Here is a 15,835-nt window from a genome sequence, read left to right as displayed (position 1 = left end):
AAAATGCGCCGAACCATGCGTATGATCCCGTCCATCATCCGCTTGGCATGGCCGCGGTTCTAGGCGAGCACATTGACATCATGACGACAGAAAACGCGAAGAGTGGCGATTCCCGCCTCGATCAGGTTATTGCCGGAGAGTACGTCCTCGGCGTTCTCTCCCCGGAAGACCGGCAGAAGGTCGAGGCGCGCATGACGCTCGACCGCAACTTCGCAGCGATGGTCGATCACTGGCGCAGCAACATGCTGACCGTCGATCAGACGCCGCGCCCCACCCGCCGCGCCCCGCGCCGCGCATCGCCCTTCGCTGAGCCGATGGCTGTGCGGGCACGTCCCCAGCGCGAACGCGTGCCGGTTTTCAACGTCGCCATCTGGAACTCCGCCGCCTTCTGGCGCGGCGTCGCCTGCGTCTCGATTATCGGTTTGGTCGCAACGGGCGTCTCCCAGTCCGGCCTCTTCGCAGCCTCGCCGACGCGCGGCCTGACGACGAGCCTTAATCTCGCAGGGTCTGATCTGGCGCTGACGGCGCGTTACGATAACGACAGCGGCCGTCTCCGGCTCGCCCCTGTCGCAGCCGCCGCCAGCGCACCGGGCGTGGCGGATGCGAAGTCGCTCGAAGTCTGGCTGACGCCGGAAGGTGCCGCCCCCGTGTCGCTTGGCGTCGTCAACGCAAACAGCCATGGCGAGATCGTCGTGCCCAAGGCGGTGCGGACCCGCCTGCGCGACGGCGCGCCAATCACGGTCAGCCTCGAGCCGGCAGGCGGTTCGCCGACGGGCGCCCCGACGGGCAAGATCCTCAGCAGCGGTATTGCCGGTCGCTGAGCTGGCGTATCCGAGCGCGGCCATGCTCACGCGGGTTTGATCGGCGGGCTTCTTTCTGAACGCACCGGACAGGCGTAGAACACCGGCGCGGGCTCCATATCGCCCGCATGGAGGTCCCATGCTCAGCCGCCGCTTCTTTCTCCTGACCGGCACGGCCGGTGTTGCCGCTTTTGCTTTGAAGAACCAGATTGCTCCCTTCGCCGCTGCCGAAACATTCGCGGTGACGAAGACGGATGCCGAATGGAAGGCGATGCTCGGTGACGAGCCGTACCGCATCCTGCGGCATGAAGACACGGAGCGCCCGTTCACGAGCGCCCTCAACGAGGAGAAGCGCAAGGGCACCTTCCAGTGTGCCGGCTGCGCCCTCCCGGTCTATTCCTCGGAAACGAAATTCGACAGCGGCACGGGCTGGCCGAGCTTCTGGCAGGCGCTGCCCGATGCCGTGGGAACGCGCACCGACACCTCGTTCCTGATGGTGCGGACCGAATGTCATTGCAGCCGCTGCGGCGGGCATCTCGGGCACATCTTCGACGACGGCCCGAAGCCGACCGGCCAGCGTCACTGCATCAACGGCCTGTCGATGACCTTCGTGCCGGGTGCGGCACCCGCCTGATACCGGGTGGCAAAACCTGAGGCGCGGCATGCGGCCGCGCCGGGTGTGTTCGGATAATCTCAGTTCCGGATCGCGGTGAGGATCGCCAAGCGCAGCTCTTCGATGCCTTCGCCCTTTTCGGACGATGTCGCAACGATTTCCGGGAAAGCAGCCGGGCGCTTGCGGATCTTTTCCAGCGTCTCCGCCATCAGATGCGGCACGGCGCCCGCCTTGATCTTGTCCGTCTTCGTTAGCACGACCTGATAGGATACGGCGGCTTTGTCGAGCAGCGACAGCACGTCGTCGTCGTTTGGCTTGATGCCGTGGCGGCTGTCGATCAGCACATAGACACGCTTCAGCGTGGCACGGCCGCGCAGATAGTCGAACACCAGCTTCGTCCAGGCATCCACATGCGCCTTCGGCGCCTGCGCATAGCCGTAGCCCGGCATGTCGATCAGCGCCATCGGCGGCAGGTCGCCGGCAGCACCCGAATATCCGTCCGGCACGAAGTAGTTGAGCTCCTGCGTCCGCCCGGGCGTGTTGGACGTGCGCGCCAGCCCCTTCTGCCCCACGAGCGCATTGATCAGCGAGGACTTGCCGACGTTCGAGCGTCCGGCAAAGGCGATTTCCGTCGGCCCCTCGGGCGGCAGGAACTCCATGGAGGGAACGCCGCGAATGAAGATCCAGGGATTGCCGAACATCGGCTTTTCGTCGTTCAGGGCGGTGTCGGTCATCGGCAGGTCCCTCAGGGGCTGAAAAAGAAAACCCCGGGCTTGCGGCCCGGGGCGGGAAGGTCGGTCGCTATTCCGCGGGCTTCGGTTTTCGCGAGAACAGGTTCTTGATGTTGTCGAACAGCTCGACCTTGACGCCGTGGCGCTTCATGATGAAGGCCTGCTGGATGACCGAGAGCGTGTTGTTCCAGGCCCAGTAGATCACGAGACCGGCCGGGAAGCTCGACAGCATGAAGGTGAAGACCACCGGCATCCACGTGAAGAGCATCGCCTGCGTCGGATCGGGTGGCGTCGGGTTCATGCGCATCTGCAGGAACATGGTGACACCCATGATCAACGGCCAGACGCCGATCATCAGAGCGTGCGGAACGGCGAAGGGCAGGAGGCCGAACAGGTTGAAGAGCGAGGTCGGGTCCGGCGCGGATAGATCCTGGATCCAGCCGAAGAACGGCGCGTGCCGCATTTCGATCGTGACGTAGATGACCTTGTAGAGCGCGAAGAACACTGGGATCTGCAGGAGGATCGGCCAGCAACCCGCGATCGGGTTGATCTTCTCTTCCTTGTACAGCGCCATCATGGCCTGCTGCATGCCCATCCGGTCGTCGCCGAACTTCTTCTTCATCTCCTCCATCTTCGGCTGGATCTTCTTCATGTTCGCCATGGAGGCGTACTGCTTGCTGGCAAGCGGGAAGAAAAGCGCCTTGACGACGATGGTGGTGAGAAGGATGGCGACGCCGAAATTGCCGAAGAAGCGGAAGAAGAAGTCCATCAGCTTGAACATCGGCTTGGTGATGAAATAGAACCAGCCCCAGTCGATAAGCAGGTCGAACTTCGGAATGTTGTAGCTCGCTTCATAGCCATCGACGAGCGGCACTTGCTTGGCGCCGGCAAAGACGAGGTTGTTCAGCGTCGTCGTCTGGCCGGGTGCCACCGTGATGGCATCCTGCTTGTAATCGGCCTGGTAGCGCGGGCGACCGTCGGTGAAGTGGGCGAAACGCGTCTCGTAGGGCGTCGCCTGCGGCGGGACGATGGTCGCCGCCCAGTACTTGTCGGTGATGCCGAGCCAGCCGCCGGTCGTCTTGCCGGGCTGTGCCGGTGCATTGTCCTCGACCTTGCTGTAGCTGACCTCTTCGAGGCCATGCTCGCCGATAACGCCGATGAAGCCTTCATGCAGAACGTAGACGCTGGGCGTCACCGGCTTGTTGAAGCGGGTCACCCGGCCATAGGTGGACAGTGCGATCGGTGCGCCGGTCGCGTTCTGGATCGTGTCGTCGATCTTGAACATGAAATGCTCGTCGATCGAGATGACGCGCGTGAAGACCACGCCCTTCTCGTTGGTGAAGGTCAGCGTGACCGGCGTCGCGGTCGTCAGCTTCGCGCCTTCGGGCGCCGTCCAGACGGTGGACGGGCCGGGAACTGCACCGGTCGAGGCATCGCCGACATAGCCGATTTCGGTAAAGTAGCCTTCCGGCGTTTCGGCCGGGCTGAAAAGCGTGATGATCGGGCTCTTGTCGTCGACGGTCTCGTGATATTCGCGCAGCTTCAGGTCGTCGAGACGGGCGCCGGTGAGGTTGATCGAGCCGGAGAGGGCCTGCGTGTCGATGACGACACGGGCAGAGCGTGCGATGGCCTCCTCACGCGCGGCACCCTGCGGCACGGCGCCGGGAACGGCGGTCGTCGCAGTGCCGGGAATGGCGCCGGGGATAGAGCCGCCGGTCGTGTTGGCCGGTGTCTGGGCCTGCTGGGCCTGCACGGCTTCCTGCGCGATGCGCTCGCGCTCCATCTTCGGATTGATATAGAGAAACTGCCAGGCGATGAGGATCAGCACCGACAGGCCGATCGCGATGAAATAGTTGCGGTTCTTGTCCATCATTCTTTCCTGGAGCCGGCCGGCGGCCGTGCCTGTTTCTGCCTGCCTTCGAGTGGGCCTTCGATTCGGGCACCGAGCATTTTTGCCAGCCTGTCGAAGGGGACGCCAAGCACCTCGCGGCGGGCGACAATCACATAGTCGTGGCCGGGTTTCATTGCAAACGCGGCTTGGAGCCTGACGGCCTCGCGCAAGCGACGGCGCATGCGGTTCCGTTCCACCGCATTGCCATGCTTCTTCGTTACCGTGAAACCGACGCGGGCGGGCTCGTCCGCCGCTTGTCTGTCGAGCACTTCGAGCAGGAAAACGGAGCCCTTCCGCTTCTCGCCTGCACGCACGGCAAGAAACTGCGGCCGGCTTTTCAGCCGCCCGACAGTTGATTTGGGATTACCTGACGTCATGCGTCTGGGATCTCTTTTCACCGGCAACCTCCTGCAGGGCAGGAGTGCCGGCTATGGCGACGGCGCGGACGCCGTATGCCATTAGGCCGAAAGACGCTTGCGGCCGCGGGCGCGACGGGCAACGATAACCTTGCGGCCGCCCTTGGTAGCAATACGTGCACGGAAACCGTGGCGACGCTTGCGAACAAGCTTGGAGGGTTGGTAGGTACGCTTTGGCATTTATTTTAATACCGCGGTGTGCGGCCCTTCTTGGTTTGCTTCCTTAAGCAAGCAGCGTTTCTGTCCGGGCACGGCAGAGCCGGCAAGCACGAAGCTTGCCCGCCATTCAGTTCCCAGACGTGCGGCGGCTTATAAGAATAAAAGTGTCAAAGTCAATCGCCAGCCCGGTTTCAGGGCACTTTTCATGCGCAAACGCGTCTTCGCCGATCCTCATCCCGCCCAGCGTCGCCTTGAGCGAAACGACGGCGGTTCCACGAAAATCGGCAGGTGTCCGCTACAATGTTATTAACCAGTTACCGATAATTTGCCCGGAAGAGCGCGGGAGGCGGGAACAATCTCCTGCGAGGAAGCCGTTGGAGGGGACGCGGGCCATGCGCATACGCGGTAAGATTTCGTTGATCGTCATCGTCATGAGCGTGGTCACGCTCGTCGTGGCCGGGATGGCGTTTGCCGTCGTCGCCCGCTACGACAGCCAGCTTGCCGCATACAAGGGGGCTTCCGAGCGCGCCTATAATGGCGAGAAGCTCAACCGCCTGGTGACAGCCGTCGTCATGGAGTCCCGCGGGATTTACGCCGCGTCCACCTTGGAAAAAGCCGAGCCCTTCGCCGAGGGGCTCCTGAAGACGCTCGACAAGATCGATGTCCTCACCGCCGAATGGCGCCCGCTGGTGCCGCAGGCGGATCTGCCGGCGTTCGAGGCCGTCGTCGGCCGCGCTGCCGAATTCCGCACCTTCCGCATGGAAACCGCGCGCCTCGCCCGCGCCGTCTCCCTGAAAGCCGCCAACGAGCAGGGCAACACCGACCAGAACCGCGCCAACCGCAAGGCCTTCCAGGCCGAGATCGACGCCGTCGTGACCAAGGACAAGGCCGATCTCACGGCGATCCAGACGGAAATCGACGGCATCGGATGGCAGATGACCATCATGATCGCGGCGACCGCTCTCATCGGTCTCGCCGCCGGCCTTCTGGTTGCCGTCTCCATTGCCCGCCGTGAGCTCAGCCGGCCCATCTCCGACCTGACCCGGTCGATGACGGCACTGGCTGGGGGCGATCTCGACGTCGATCTTCCCGAGGCCAAGCGGTCCGACGAGATCGGCGAGATGGCGCGTGCCGTCGAGGTCTTCAGAAGCAATGGCCTGACGGCCCGCCGGACAAGCAGCGAAGACGGCGTTCTGCGTGAAAAGACCGCCGACCTGCAGGTCAGCATGGCGCATGTCGTGGAGGCCGCCGCCGCCGGCGACTTCTCCCGCCGCATCACACGGACCTACGGCGAGCCGAGCCTCGATCGCTTCGCCGGAAATGTGAATGAACTCGTGGCAGGCGTCGATCGCGGCATCGGGGAGACCGGTCGCGTCATCGCAAGCCTCGCCCAGGGCGACCTGACGCAGCCCATGACCGGCGATTTCCAGGGTGCCTTTGCCGAACTCCAGCGCAATGTGAACGAGACGCTTTCGGTCCTCCAGAAGACGCTCGGCGAAGTCCGCTCGACGACGCTCGAGATCACCGGCGCTTCGGGCGAACTGCGCTCGGCCACGGATGACCTTGCCAAGCGCACCGAACAGCAGGCCGCATCTCTCGAACAGACCTCGGCCTCGCTCGGCCAGATCACGGTTGCCGTCCAGACATCGACGGAGCGTGCCCAGGAAGCCACCGTTATCGTGACGCAGGCCAAGGAAGCGGCTGCCCAGTCCGGCACCGTCGTGCGCAGCGCGGTCGATGCCATGGGCCGCATCGAGCAGGCCTCAAGCGAAATCGGCAAGATCACCAACGTCATCGACGAAATCGCCTTCCAGACCAACCTGCTGGCCCTTAATGCCGGCGTCGAGGCCGCGCGGGCAGGCGAGGCGGGCAAGGGCTTTGCGGTCGTCGCTCAGGAAGTGCGCGAGCTGGCTCAGCGCGCCGCACGCGCTGCCAAGGACATCAAGGTGCTCATCGCCAAATCCGGCGCCGAAGTGTCCACCGGCGTGCAGCTGGTGCAGGAAACGGGGCAGGTTCTCGGCGAGATCGAAAGCCGGGTCCTCTCGATCACGGATCACATCCACTCGATCGCCACGGCGGCGCGCGAGCAGGCCACAGGCCTCGGCGAGGTCTCCACGGCCGTCAACCAGATGGACAAGGTGACCCAGCAGAACGCCGCCATGGTGGAAGAGGCGAACGCCGCCACCCACAGGCTCTCGACGGAAGCCGAAAACCTTGCGCACATGATCGGCCATTTCCGGCTGGATCAGTCCAAGCCTGCCGCCGCCTACGCCACGTCGAACACGCGCCCAGGCACCACGGCCCTGCCGGCCCGCCCTGCGCCCCTGAAAGCCGTCGCGCCGCGTGCAGGCGCGCCCAGGCCTGTTTCCGCCACGGCCCGTCCCGTCGCATCGCCGGCCCGCAAGATGATGGGATCTGTCGCTCGCGCCTTTTCCGCCGGCCCGGCCACCCATGCCGCACCAGTCCCTGCCGCCTCGCAAGACAACTGGGAGGAGTTCTGAGCCGCCCGGCCCTGCATCGGGAAGCCTCAGGCCGCGGCTTGGACATTCGGCAGGTGTGACCTATAATTGGCGCAATGCGCCGGTGAACGGCCGGTTGTGTCCGGCAGGTCGGCGCCATGGGAACGCTGAATGTCGATGGACGCCATGAACGAGACGGCTCTGGACGAGCCGCAGCTGCGCTCGGGGTTCCTGCGCGGCCTTTCCGGCAAGCTCCTGCTGCTGACGATCCTGTTCGTCATGATCGCCGAAATCCTGATCTTCGTGCCGTCCGTCGCCAACATGCGGCTGCGCTGGATGCAGGATAGGCTGAATACGGCCGCCGCCGCCGCCGTCGTGGTGGATGGCTTGCAGAACATGCAGCTCTCCGGCCCGGTGCGCGAGGATACGCTGATGGCGACGGGAACGAAGGCGATCGCCCTTCGCCGCGCCGAGGAATCGCGCCTTATCGCCGCTACGGAGATGCCGCCGGAAGTGGACGCCAAGTTCGACGTGGCCAATACCGGCGCCGTCGGTGCCATCCGTGATGCCTTCGACACGCTGCTCTTCGGCGGCGATCGCACCATCCGCTTCTACGGGCCGATCGGCGAGAGCGACACGCTGATCGAACTGGTCATGGATGAACGCAGCCTGCGCAAGGCCATGCTCGTCTATGCGCGCTCCGTCTTCCTCGTCTCCATCGGCATCTCGCTGTTCACGGCAACTTTGATCTTCCTCGTCATCAACCGCGTGATGATCGCCCCGATCCGCCGCATGACGGCAAGCATGCGCGACTTTGCCGCCGACCCCGCCGACCCCCGCCGCGTGATGGAGCCCTTGCCGGGTCACGATGAGCTCGCCATGGCCGGCCGGCACCTTGCCGCGATGCAGACCCAGCTGCAAAAAACCCTGAAGCAGCAGAAGAACCTCGCCGATCTCGGTCTCGCCGTTTCCAAGATCAACCACGACATGCGCAACATCCTGTCGTCCGCCCAGCTCCTGTCCGACCGCCTGGCCGATGTGGACGACCCCGTGGTCAAGCGATTCGCACCGACCTTGCTGCGCACCATCGACCGTGCGGTCGGGTACACCAGCGAAGTGCTGGAATATGGCCGCACGACCGAGCCGGAGCCGCGCCGCCGCTTTATCGCGCTACGCCCGGTGGTGGAGGATGTCGGCGAGGTGCTCGCGATCGACCCGAAGTCCGGCATCGGCTTCGTCATCGCGGTTCCCGACGATCTGGAGGTCGATGCGGATGGCGAGCAGCTGTTCCGCGTGGTGCACAATATCTGCCGCAATGCCGTTCAGGCGCTGATGAACGAAAACGATCCCGGCAATCCCGCGCGCAACGTCACGGTCTCCGCCATGCGCACCGGCAGCGTCGTCAGCATCACCGTCGACGACACCGGCCCCGGCATGCCGCGCAAAGCGCGGGAGAACCTGTTTGCAGCCTTCCGCGGCTCGGCTCGCTCGGGCGGCACCGGCCTCGGTCTGGCCATTGCCCGCGAACTGGTGCTCGCCCATGGCGGCACTATCGCGCTGGTGGAAAAAGCCACGCCCGGCACGCTGTTCCGCATCGAACTCCCCGATCGTCCAGTCCCCCTCGACGCGTTCCGTTCGCAGGGACGAACCTGAACCCGAAATTCACCGTCATCTTGTCGTCATGGAAAATGACAATGAATTCAGTTGGATGAAAAATCGCTGAAGCAAAAATCAGGAAATTTCCCGAATTTGGCTTGCATTCATTTCTCCCAGGCTTTAGAGGATCGCCACGCACACAGCAGACGCTGTTGCACGCACCCGTAGCTCAGCTGGATAGAGCATCAGACTACGAATCTGAGGGTCGGACGTTCGAATCGTTCCGGGTGCGCCATTTCTCTCCCCCTTTAAAACATGACGATAAAAACGCGTCTTCTCCGATTGCCGTAGCGGATCCAACTTTGTCGTCATGCCACTCTTTCCCTTCTCATCGTCCGCCCGTCGCGGCGTGCAAGGCTGCAGGGCGGCCAAGGGCGGGCTTAAGCAAGTCGAGAGTGCGCAGGTCCGGCTTCCCGCCGAAATAGCGCTTCAAGGCCGTCTGGAACGGTGCGGGATCACTATCCCCCTGGATGGCTGCATAAGAAAAGAGCGTCATCGACGAGCGGAACTTCAGGTCGTCAGGGCTGGAGAAGATCGCGCGGGCCGTCAGCGCATCGTCCAACCCGTTGACGGTCGATGTGCAGTCCAGAAGCCTTCTGCCGAGAAGCGGGTGCTGGAGATAGGCCTGTGCCTCCGCCAGCCCGGAGATCGCAAAGTGCCGTGCAGTGGATGAGGACCCAAGGCCGCCGATCTGCGGAAAGACGAACCACATCCAGTGCGTCCGTTTATTTCCAGCAGCCAGCTCGCTCCGAGCCTGTTGATAGATGCGCGACTGCGCTTCAATGAAACGGATGAGATGGAAGGTGTCTTTCATGGCAGTCTCCTGAATGTCAGGTATGCCAAACCATCTCGCTCCCTGTTTGTTCGGCACGTTGACGCTGCGCAGGCCGTGCGGAAACTAAACCGGGAGATCGCCGTCGAAGCGCAGCACGGAGCGTCCACTGGTCACATCGCTCGCCAGCAGCCTTGCCGGATCGCGCAAGCCCTCCGGCACGTCGAGCGTGAGATCTGCGCCGGTCGCGATGAAGGTCTCCTCGATGACGAGGGTGCCAAGGCTCGCGAGGCGGGCCTTGAGCAGCGCGAGGTCGGCAAATGCAACCCGTACGGTGCCGCGTGTCATTGCGATATGCTCGATGCGCTCCGCCCCGTGCAACGCCATGGCCGCCGTGCCGCCATAGGCGCGCATCAGGCCACCACTGCCGAGCAGGATGCCGCCGAACCAGCGGATGACGAGAACGACGACATGATCGAGCCCTTGCCCGTCGATCGCCTGCAGGATGGGCTTGCCGGCCGTGCCGCCCGGCTCTCCGTCATCGTTGAAGCGATAGGTCTGCCCGATCCGCCAGGCCCAGCAATTGTGCGTGGCCGTCGGGTCCGACTGGGCGGCTAGAAACGCGCGCGCCTCCGCCTCGTCGGTCACTGGCGCGCAATGCGCCAGAAACCGGCTCTTCCGGATCTCCTGAGGAAAACTGTGCGGGCGGGCAAGCGTGAGCATGCCGTCTCATACGGCAAAATCCGGAGCGTTGAAATCCGCATGGCGCCAAGGATGGAGAGCCGGGATGACGCATCATCGTCCCGGCTCATGAAGACGCTGCGCGTCAGCCGATCGACATCAAGCTGGCATTGCCGCCGGCCGCGGCCGTGTTGACGCTGGTGGAAACCTCCTCCAGCAGCCAGTTGAGGCCGTAGGCTTCCGGATTGACCACAAGCTCCGTGGCTGTTGCCGCCTGCACGAGGACGAGCGGACCCGGCAGGCCGGCGATGGTCTGGTTGGCCGCCTTCACCCGGTCTGCGTCCCCTTCGATGAGGGCTCCGGAGAAGGGGCCGGCCGAGGCCCAGTCTTGGGTAAACGACAGGCGCGCTGCGACGCTGGCCGGCAGCGCGGCGATGTCGCCTTCGAGCCCTGAAGCGGCATCGATGACGCCCGTATTGCCGGTCGCGAGCACGGCCGAGATCTGACGGATCAGGCCGTCAATCGTTTGCGGTACCAGAAGGATCTGGCCGCGCGGATGCAGCGCGTAGAGATTGCGCTCGCCGACTGGCCCCGGCATCTCGCTGACGAGGCCGAGCGGGGACAGGCTGCCGGTATCGCGGGCAGCGGATGCCTCCGTTTTCAGGCCGCGGCCGTCGAGCCACTTGGCGAAATCGAGCAGCGCCGGATCCGTATGCACGGAGCTGATCTGCGGCGGAACCGGGGCGACGCGGACGAGACGGCCGAGATAGAGCGGACCGCCGGCCTTCGGCCCCGTGCCCGAAAGCCCGCGCCCGCCGAAGGGCTGCACGCCGACGACCGCGCCGATGATGTTGCGGTTGACGTAGAGATTGCCGGCCTTCACCCGGCTTGTCACATGCGCAATGGTCTCATCGAGGCGCGTGTGCAGGCCGAAGGTCAGGCCGTAGCCTGTGGCGTTGATGTCGTCGATCAGCCCGTCGAGATCGTCCCGCTCGTAGCGCAGGACATGCAGCACCGGCCCGAACACCTCGCGGGCGAGGTCCGACAGTTTTGCGATCTCGATGATCGTCGGCGCGACGAAGGTGCCGTGGGCGGTGGCATCCGGCATGGCGATCTGCTCGAAGCGCGCGCCGATGCCGCGCATGGCGGCGATGTGCTTGTCGATCGTCTCTTTCGCCTCAGCGGAGATCACCGGCCCGACATCGACGGAAAGCCGGTCGGTGCGGCCGATATCCAACTCATGCAGGGCGCCTTTCAGCATGGTCAGGACGCGGTCGGCGACATCCGTCTGCAGGCAGAGGACGCGCAGTGCCGAGCAGCGCTGTCCGGCGCTGTCGAAGGCAGACGCGATGACGTCGGCCACCACCTGTTCGGCAAGTGCCGAACTGTCGACGATCATGGCGTTCTGCCCGCCCGTCTCGGCAATCAGCGGGATCGGCTTGCCCTCGGGCGAGAACCGTCCGGCAAGCTGGGCCTGAATGAGCCGCGCAACCTCGGTCGATCCGGTAAACATCACCCCGGCAACGCCCTCCGCCCCGACGAGAGCCGCACCCACGCGCCCGTCGCCCGGCAGGAATTGGAGGACATCCCTGGGGATGCCGGCCTCATGCAGCAGGCGCACGCCTTCGGCGGCGATCAGCGGCGTTTCCTCGGCGGGCTTTGCTAGCACCGGATTGCCAGCGACGAGCGCGGCGGCGATCTGTCCGGTGAAGATGGCCAGTGGGAAATTCCAGGGGCTGATGCAGACGATCGGGCCAAGGGCGCCATGCGCCGGACCCAGCGTCCGGCCGGCCTGTTCCGCATAATAGCGCAGGAAGTCGATCGCCTCGCGCACCTCGGCAATCGCGTTCGGCGCGGACTTGCCGGCCTCGCGGATGATGAGGCCGAGAAGATCGGGCATGCGCGCCTGCATCAGGTCTGCCGCACGCGACAGGCAGGCGGCCCGCTCGGCCGGCGCCGTCGCACCCCACCGGGCGCTGGCATCGGCGGCAAGCGTAACCGCTCGCACCGCATCGGCGTCCGACGCCTCGGTCACGGTGCCGACGCGGTCGCGCCGGTCGCCTGGGTTCTCGACAGGCCGCGACGGCCCGGAAGGCGTATCGCCCGCAAGCATGGGGGCAGCGGTCCAGTCGGCGGTCGCACTCTTGGAGAAGGTCTCGGAGAGCATCGTCAGCGTCGTTTCCGAGGAGAGGTCGAGGCCAGCCGAGTTGCTGCGGCCGGGATAGAGCGCTGAGGGCAGGCGGATCTTGTCATGGGGGCCGCCGGGGGAGGGCATGCCGCGCACGATCTCCACCGGATCGGCGATCAGTTCGTCCACGGAGACAGTGGGATCGGCGATCCGGTTGACGAAGGACGAGTTGGCGCCATTCTCCAGCAGGCGGCGGACGAGATAGGCGAGCAGGGTCTCGTGCGTGCCAACGGGTGCATAGATGCGGCAGGGCCGGTTCAGCTTGTCCGCACCGACGACCTCGTCGTACAGCGGCTCGCCCATGCCGTGCAGGCACTGGAACTCATAGTCCCCGACGGTGAAATCCGGGCCGGCCATGGCGTGGATGGTGGCGAGGCTCTGCGCGTTGTGCGTGGCGAACTGGGGGAAGATGACATCCTTGGCCGCCAGCAGCTTGCGCGCGCAGGCGATGTAGGAAACGTCGGTGTGGATCTTGCGCGTGAAGACCGGGAAGTCCTCGAGCCCGTCCACCTGCGCCCGCTTGATCTCGGCATCCCAATAGGCGCCCTTGACGAGGCGCACCATCATGCGGTGGCCGGAGCGGCGGGCAAGGTCGATGACGACGTCGAGCACCATGGGGCAGCGCTTGCCATAAGCCTGGACAACGAAGCCGACGCCGTGCCAGCCGGAGAGATCTGGATCGAGCCGCAGGGCCTCGAGAAGATCGAGCGACAGTTCCAGCCGATCGGCTTCCTCGGCGTCGATGTTCAGCCCGATATCATAGCCCTTGGCGATCAACGCCAGCGCCTTCACCCGGGGCAGAAGTTCGCGCATCACGCGCGCCGCCTGCGCCCTGACATAGCGGGGGTGCAGCGCCGAGAGCTTGATGGAAATGCCGGGACCCTCATAGATCCCCCGGCCGGCCGCGGCCTTGCCGATGGCATGGATGGCGTTCTCGTAGTCGGCGTAATAGCGCTTCGCATCGGCCGCTGTCGTCGCGGCCTCGCCGAGCATGTCGTAAGAATAGCGGAAGCCGCGGGCTTCCAGCGGGCGCGCGCGCTTCAGCGCTTCATCGATGGTTTCGCCGGTGACGAACTGCTCTCCCATCATCCGCATGGCCATATCGACGCCGCGGCGGATGACCGGCTCGCCGGCCCGCGCGATGAGGCGTGTGAGCGCCGCCGAAAGCCCGCGGTCGTTGACGGTCGAGGTCAGCTTGCCGGTAACGACGAGGCCCCATGTAGCCGCGTTGACGAAGAGCGAGCGTCCGCCGCCGACATGCGAGCGCCAGTCGCCGGTGGCGATCTTGTCGCGGATGAGAGCATCGCGCGTGGCTGTGTCGGGAATGCGCAGCAGGGCTTCGGCAAGGCACATCAGCGCCACACCTTCCTGGCTCGACAGCGAGTATTCATGCACCAGCCCCTCGACGCCCGAGCCCTTATGCTTCGCACGCAGCGCGGTGATAAGCCCGCGCGCTGTCCTCGCGGCCTGTACGCGCACGTCCTCCGGCAGCGTCGCCTGTTCCAGAAGGGCGGCAACGCAAGGTGCCTCCGGCTGGCGATAAGCGCGCGTGACGGCGGCGCGAAGCGGTGTCGGGGCAGCGAGCGGCGGCGCAAAGGCCTCGAACGGAAGCGGCATCGTGTCGAGGGGGGACTTCAGCGGCGTCTGGCTCATCGGTAGGCCTTTTCAGGTGCTAAAACAGGAGGATGCGTCGTCAGAGAACACGATCTGCAGACTACGGCTGCGTACGCCGCATCTCCATCCGGAAAATTCGGCGGAGTGCCTCACGATCCACGCTTGGAGGCCTTTTTTGGCGTGGTTTATGCGGCAATTAGGAGAGCATGCCGTCGGATCGCCTAGAGCAGGACATGTGCCGACAGAGCCTGCCGCGCCGTCAGGCACTCGTCGTCGCCCGGCATGCAGGTGCGACAGACGATTGGCCTGACATCGTAGATGCCGCAGCCGACATGCTGACCCAACACACCGGACAATGCAGCGCACCTATCGTTCTCGCACCGCATGCCGCCGAGATCGACGGACACCAGCTCTTCGGGAATCCGTGCCAATTCCTCTTCGCTCTCCATCGAGAAGCGCGGCCAGTCGGCGGAGTAGGAACAGCAGGCGCCGCAGCTTTGGCAGTCGAAATCATCGGTGGGAACGGCAGGCATCATGCGGGAAACCTACCACGCAAAGCCAGGTCGCGCCATGCCGCTTGCGGGGTCGGAAACGTGCAGACGATCGAACGAGGTCCCTAGGCAAAAGCTGAGAACAGGCGTAAACGCCTCTGTACACATTTTGTCGCCAGTCTGCGCGACAGGACGGCACAAGAGGAGTTCGACCGATGAGATGGAAGCGCACGATCCAGCTGCTGGATGTTCATTGCGAGGGCGAAATCGGCAAGGTCGCCATCGGTGGTGTGCCGAAGATTCCGGGCAACACGATCGCCGAGCAGCTTCATCACATTAATACCGTGGATGACAGCCTCCGGCGGTTCCTCTGCCTGGAGCCGCGCGCGTCCTCCATCGGCTCGGTCAATCTGCTGCTGCCGGCCAAGCGTCCGGAAGCCGATGCCGGCTTCATCATTCTCCAGGCCGATCAGGCGCATGCCATGTCCGGTTCCAACTCCATCTGCGTCACCACTGCGCTGCTCGAATCCGGCATCGTCGAGATGAAGGAGCCGGAAACGGTCGTCATGCTCGACACCGCCGCCGGCCTCGTCAAGGCGACGGCGACATGCCGCGACGGCCGCTGCGAGCGCGTCAAGCTGACCATGACCCCGTCCTTCGTTCAGGCGCTGGATGTCGAGGTGGAAACGCCGCAATGGGGCACGATCAAGGTCGATCTCTGCTATGGCGGCATCTTCTATGCGCTGGTGGACGTGCACCAGATCGGCACGACGATCGAGAAGGCCAATGCCCGCGCGATCGTGGAGGCCGGCATGATCATCAAGGATATCGTCAACCGCACCATCCCGACGGTCCATCCCGAGATCCCGGAAATCTCCGGCGTCGCCTATGTCATGTTCCGCAGCACGGAAGCCGATGGCACGGTGCGCACGTGCACGACCATGTGGCCGGGCCGGGTCGATCGCTCTCCCTGCGGCACCGGCAGCTCCGCCAACCTCGCCACGCTGCACGCCCGCGGTCTCGCCAAGCCCGGCGATGTGTTCAAGTCCCGCTCGATCATCGGTTCGGAGTTCGAGGTTGGGCTCGAAAGCGTCACCGAAGTCGCCGGCCGTCCGGCCATCATTCCCACTATCTCCGGCCGGGGCTGGACGTTCGGCCTCCACCAGGTCGCCCTCGATCCGTTCGATCCCCTGGCCGACGGCTTCGCCCTCACCGATACCTGGGGCCCGCAGGCCGGTGAGATCCGCTAGCCTGCATCCTGTCCGGCACGGTTGCGACGTGGAAGTCGAAGTTGACGATTGGCCGTTGTCGTTCACCCCTTGTGAACGATGTGTCGTCGGTGTGTGGGCTATGTTTGTCATGCA

General features: G+C 64.7%; 13 protein-coding genes and 1 tRNA gene. 6 read left to right on the top strand and 8 right to left on the bottom strand.

What is annotated here, in order from left to right:
• Window positions 1-80: 80 nt before the first annotated feature.
• Together C8J33_RS10325 and msrB are read left to right on the top strand one after the other, a co-directional pair.
• A complete protein-coding gene (locus C8J33_RS10325) occupies window positions 81-821 on the top strand; it encodes an anti-sigma factor domain-containing protein (RefSeq protein WP_165929771.1) in 741 nt (246 codons plus the stop codon).
• A 118-nt stretch (window positions 822-939) separates the two neighbouring features.
• Window positions 940-1,434: a peptide-methionine (R)-S-oxide reductase MsrB gene (gene msrB / locus C8J33_RS10320; protein WP_132664035.1), complete on the top strand. Its 495-nt coding sequence runs from the start codon at window positions 940-942 to the stop codon at window positions 1,432-1,434.
• 59 nt (window positions 1,435-1,493) lie between these two features.
• On the opposite strand, the gene yihA is transcribed toward msrB, so the two are convergent.
• The 4 genes from yihA to rpmH all read right to left on the bottom strand — a co-directional run bounded on the left by yihA (window position 1,494) and on the right by rpmH (window position 4,631).
• Entirely contained in the window at window positions 1,494-2,147 is a 654-nt protein-coding gene (yihA, locus tag C8J33_RS10315) for a ribosome biogenesis GTP-binding protein YihA/YsxC (protein WP_132664033.1), read from the bottom strand.
• Between the two features lie 67 nt (window positions 2,148-2,214).
• Window positions 2,215-4,014: a membrane protein insertase YidC gene (yidC, locus tag C8J33_RS10310; protein WP_165916865.1), complete on the bottom strand. Its 1,800-nt coding sequence runs from the start codon at window positions 4,012-4,014 to the stop codon at window positions 2,215-2,217.
• Window positions 4,014-4,412, bottom strand: coding sequence for a ribonuclease P protein component (rnpA, locus tag C8J33_RS10305; protein WP_132664031.1), 399 nt, complete (start codon window positions 4,410-4,412; stop codon window positions 4,014-4,016). Before rnpA ends, yidC begins: the two co-directional genes overlap by 1 nt.
• Before the next feature lie 81 nt (window positions 4,413-4,493).
• A complete protein-coding gene (rpmH, locus tag C8J33_RS10300; RefSeq protein ID WP_092931870.1) occupies window positions 4,494-4,631 on the bottom strand; it encodes a 50S ribosomal protein L34 in 138 nt (45 codons plus the stop codon).
• A 371-nt stretch (window positions 4,632-5,002) separates the two neighbouring features.
• Between rpmH and C8J33_RS10295 the strand changes: the two genes are divergently transcribed.
• The 3 genes from C8J33_RS10295 (at window position 5,003) to C8J33_RS10285 (ending at window position 8,960) form a co-directional block, all read left to right on the top strand.
• On the top strand, window positions 5,003-7,111 hold the full coding sequence (locus tag C8J33_RS10295) for a methyl-accepting chemotaxis protein (RefSeq protein WP_132664029.1): 2,109 nt from the start codon (window positions 5,003-5,005) through the stop codon (window positions 7,109-7,111).
• Window positions 7,112-7,240: 129 nt separating this feature from the next.
• Window positions 7,241-8,722, top strand: a complete 1,482-nt coding sequence (locus C8J33_RS10290) for a sensor histidine kinase (RefSeq protein WP_132446044.1) — start codon at window positions 7,241-7,243, stop codon at window positions 8,720-8,722.
• Between the two features lie 161 nt (window positions 8,723-8,883).
• Window positions 8,884-8,960, top strand: a tRNA-Arg gene (locus C8J33_RS10285).
• 93 nt (window positions 8,961-9,053) lie between these two features.
• On the opposite strand, the gene C8J33_RS10280 is transcribed toward C8J33_RS10285, so the two are convergent.
• The 4 genes from C8J33_RS10280 to C8J33_RS10265 all read right to left on the bottom strand — a co-directional run bounded on the left by C8J33_RS10280 (window position 9,054) and on the right by C8J33_RS10265 (window position 14,516).
• Window positions 9,054-9,539, bottom strand: coding sequence for a DUF1810 domain-containing protein (locus C8J33_RS10280; RefSeq protein ID WP_132664027.1), 486 nt, complete (start codon window positions 9,537-9,539; stop codon window positions 9,054-9,056).
• An 84-nt stretch (window positions 9,540-9,623) separates the two neighbouring features.
• Window positions 9,624-10,220: an IMPACT family protein gene (locus C8J33_RS10275; protein WP_132664025.1), complete on the bottom strand. Its 597-nt coding sequence runs from the start codon at window positions 10,218-10,220 to the stop codon at window positions 9,624-9,626.
• A gap of 103 nt (window positions 10,221-10,323) precedes the next feature.
• The gene (putA, locus tag C8J33_RS10270; protein WP_132664024.1) at window positions 10,324-14,019 is read right to left on the bottom strand and encodes a trifunctional transcriptional regulator/proline dehydrogenase/L-glutamate gamma-semialdehyde dehydrogenase; all 3,696 of its coding nucleotides are present in this window, start codon (window positions 14,017-14,019) and stop codon (window positions 10,324-10,326) included.
• Window positions 14,020-14,201: 182 nt separating this feature from the next.
• Window positions 14,202-14,516, bottom strand: a complete 315-nt coding sequence (locus tag C8J33_RS10265) for a YkgJ family cysteine cluster protein (protein WP_132440131.1) — start codon at window positions 14,514-14,516, stop codon at window positions 14,202-14,204.
• A gap of 170 nt (window positions 14,517-14,686) precedes the next feature.
• On the opposite strand from C8J33_RS10265, the gene C8J33_RS10260 reads away from it, so the two are divergent.
• Window positions 14,687-15,721: a proline racemase family protein gene (locus C8J33_RS10260; RefSeq protein ID WP_110800228.1), complete on the top strand. Its 1,035-nt coding sequence runs from the start codon at window positions 14,687-14,689 to the stop codon at window positions 15,719-15,721.
• Window positions 15,722-15,835 lie beyond the last annotated feature (114 nt).

This window comes from Rhizobium sp. PP-CC-3G-465 (genome assembly GCF_004343445.1).
GTDB lineage: Bacteria > Pseudomonadota > Alphaproteobacteria > Rhizobiales > Rhizobiaceae > Ferranicluibacter > Ferranicluibacter rubi.
This window is presented reverse-complemented; position numbering and strand designations above follow the sequence as displayed.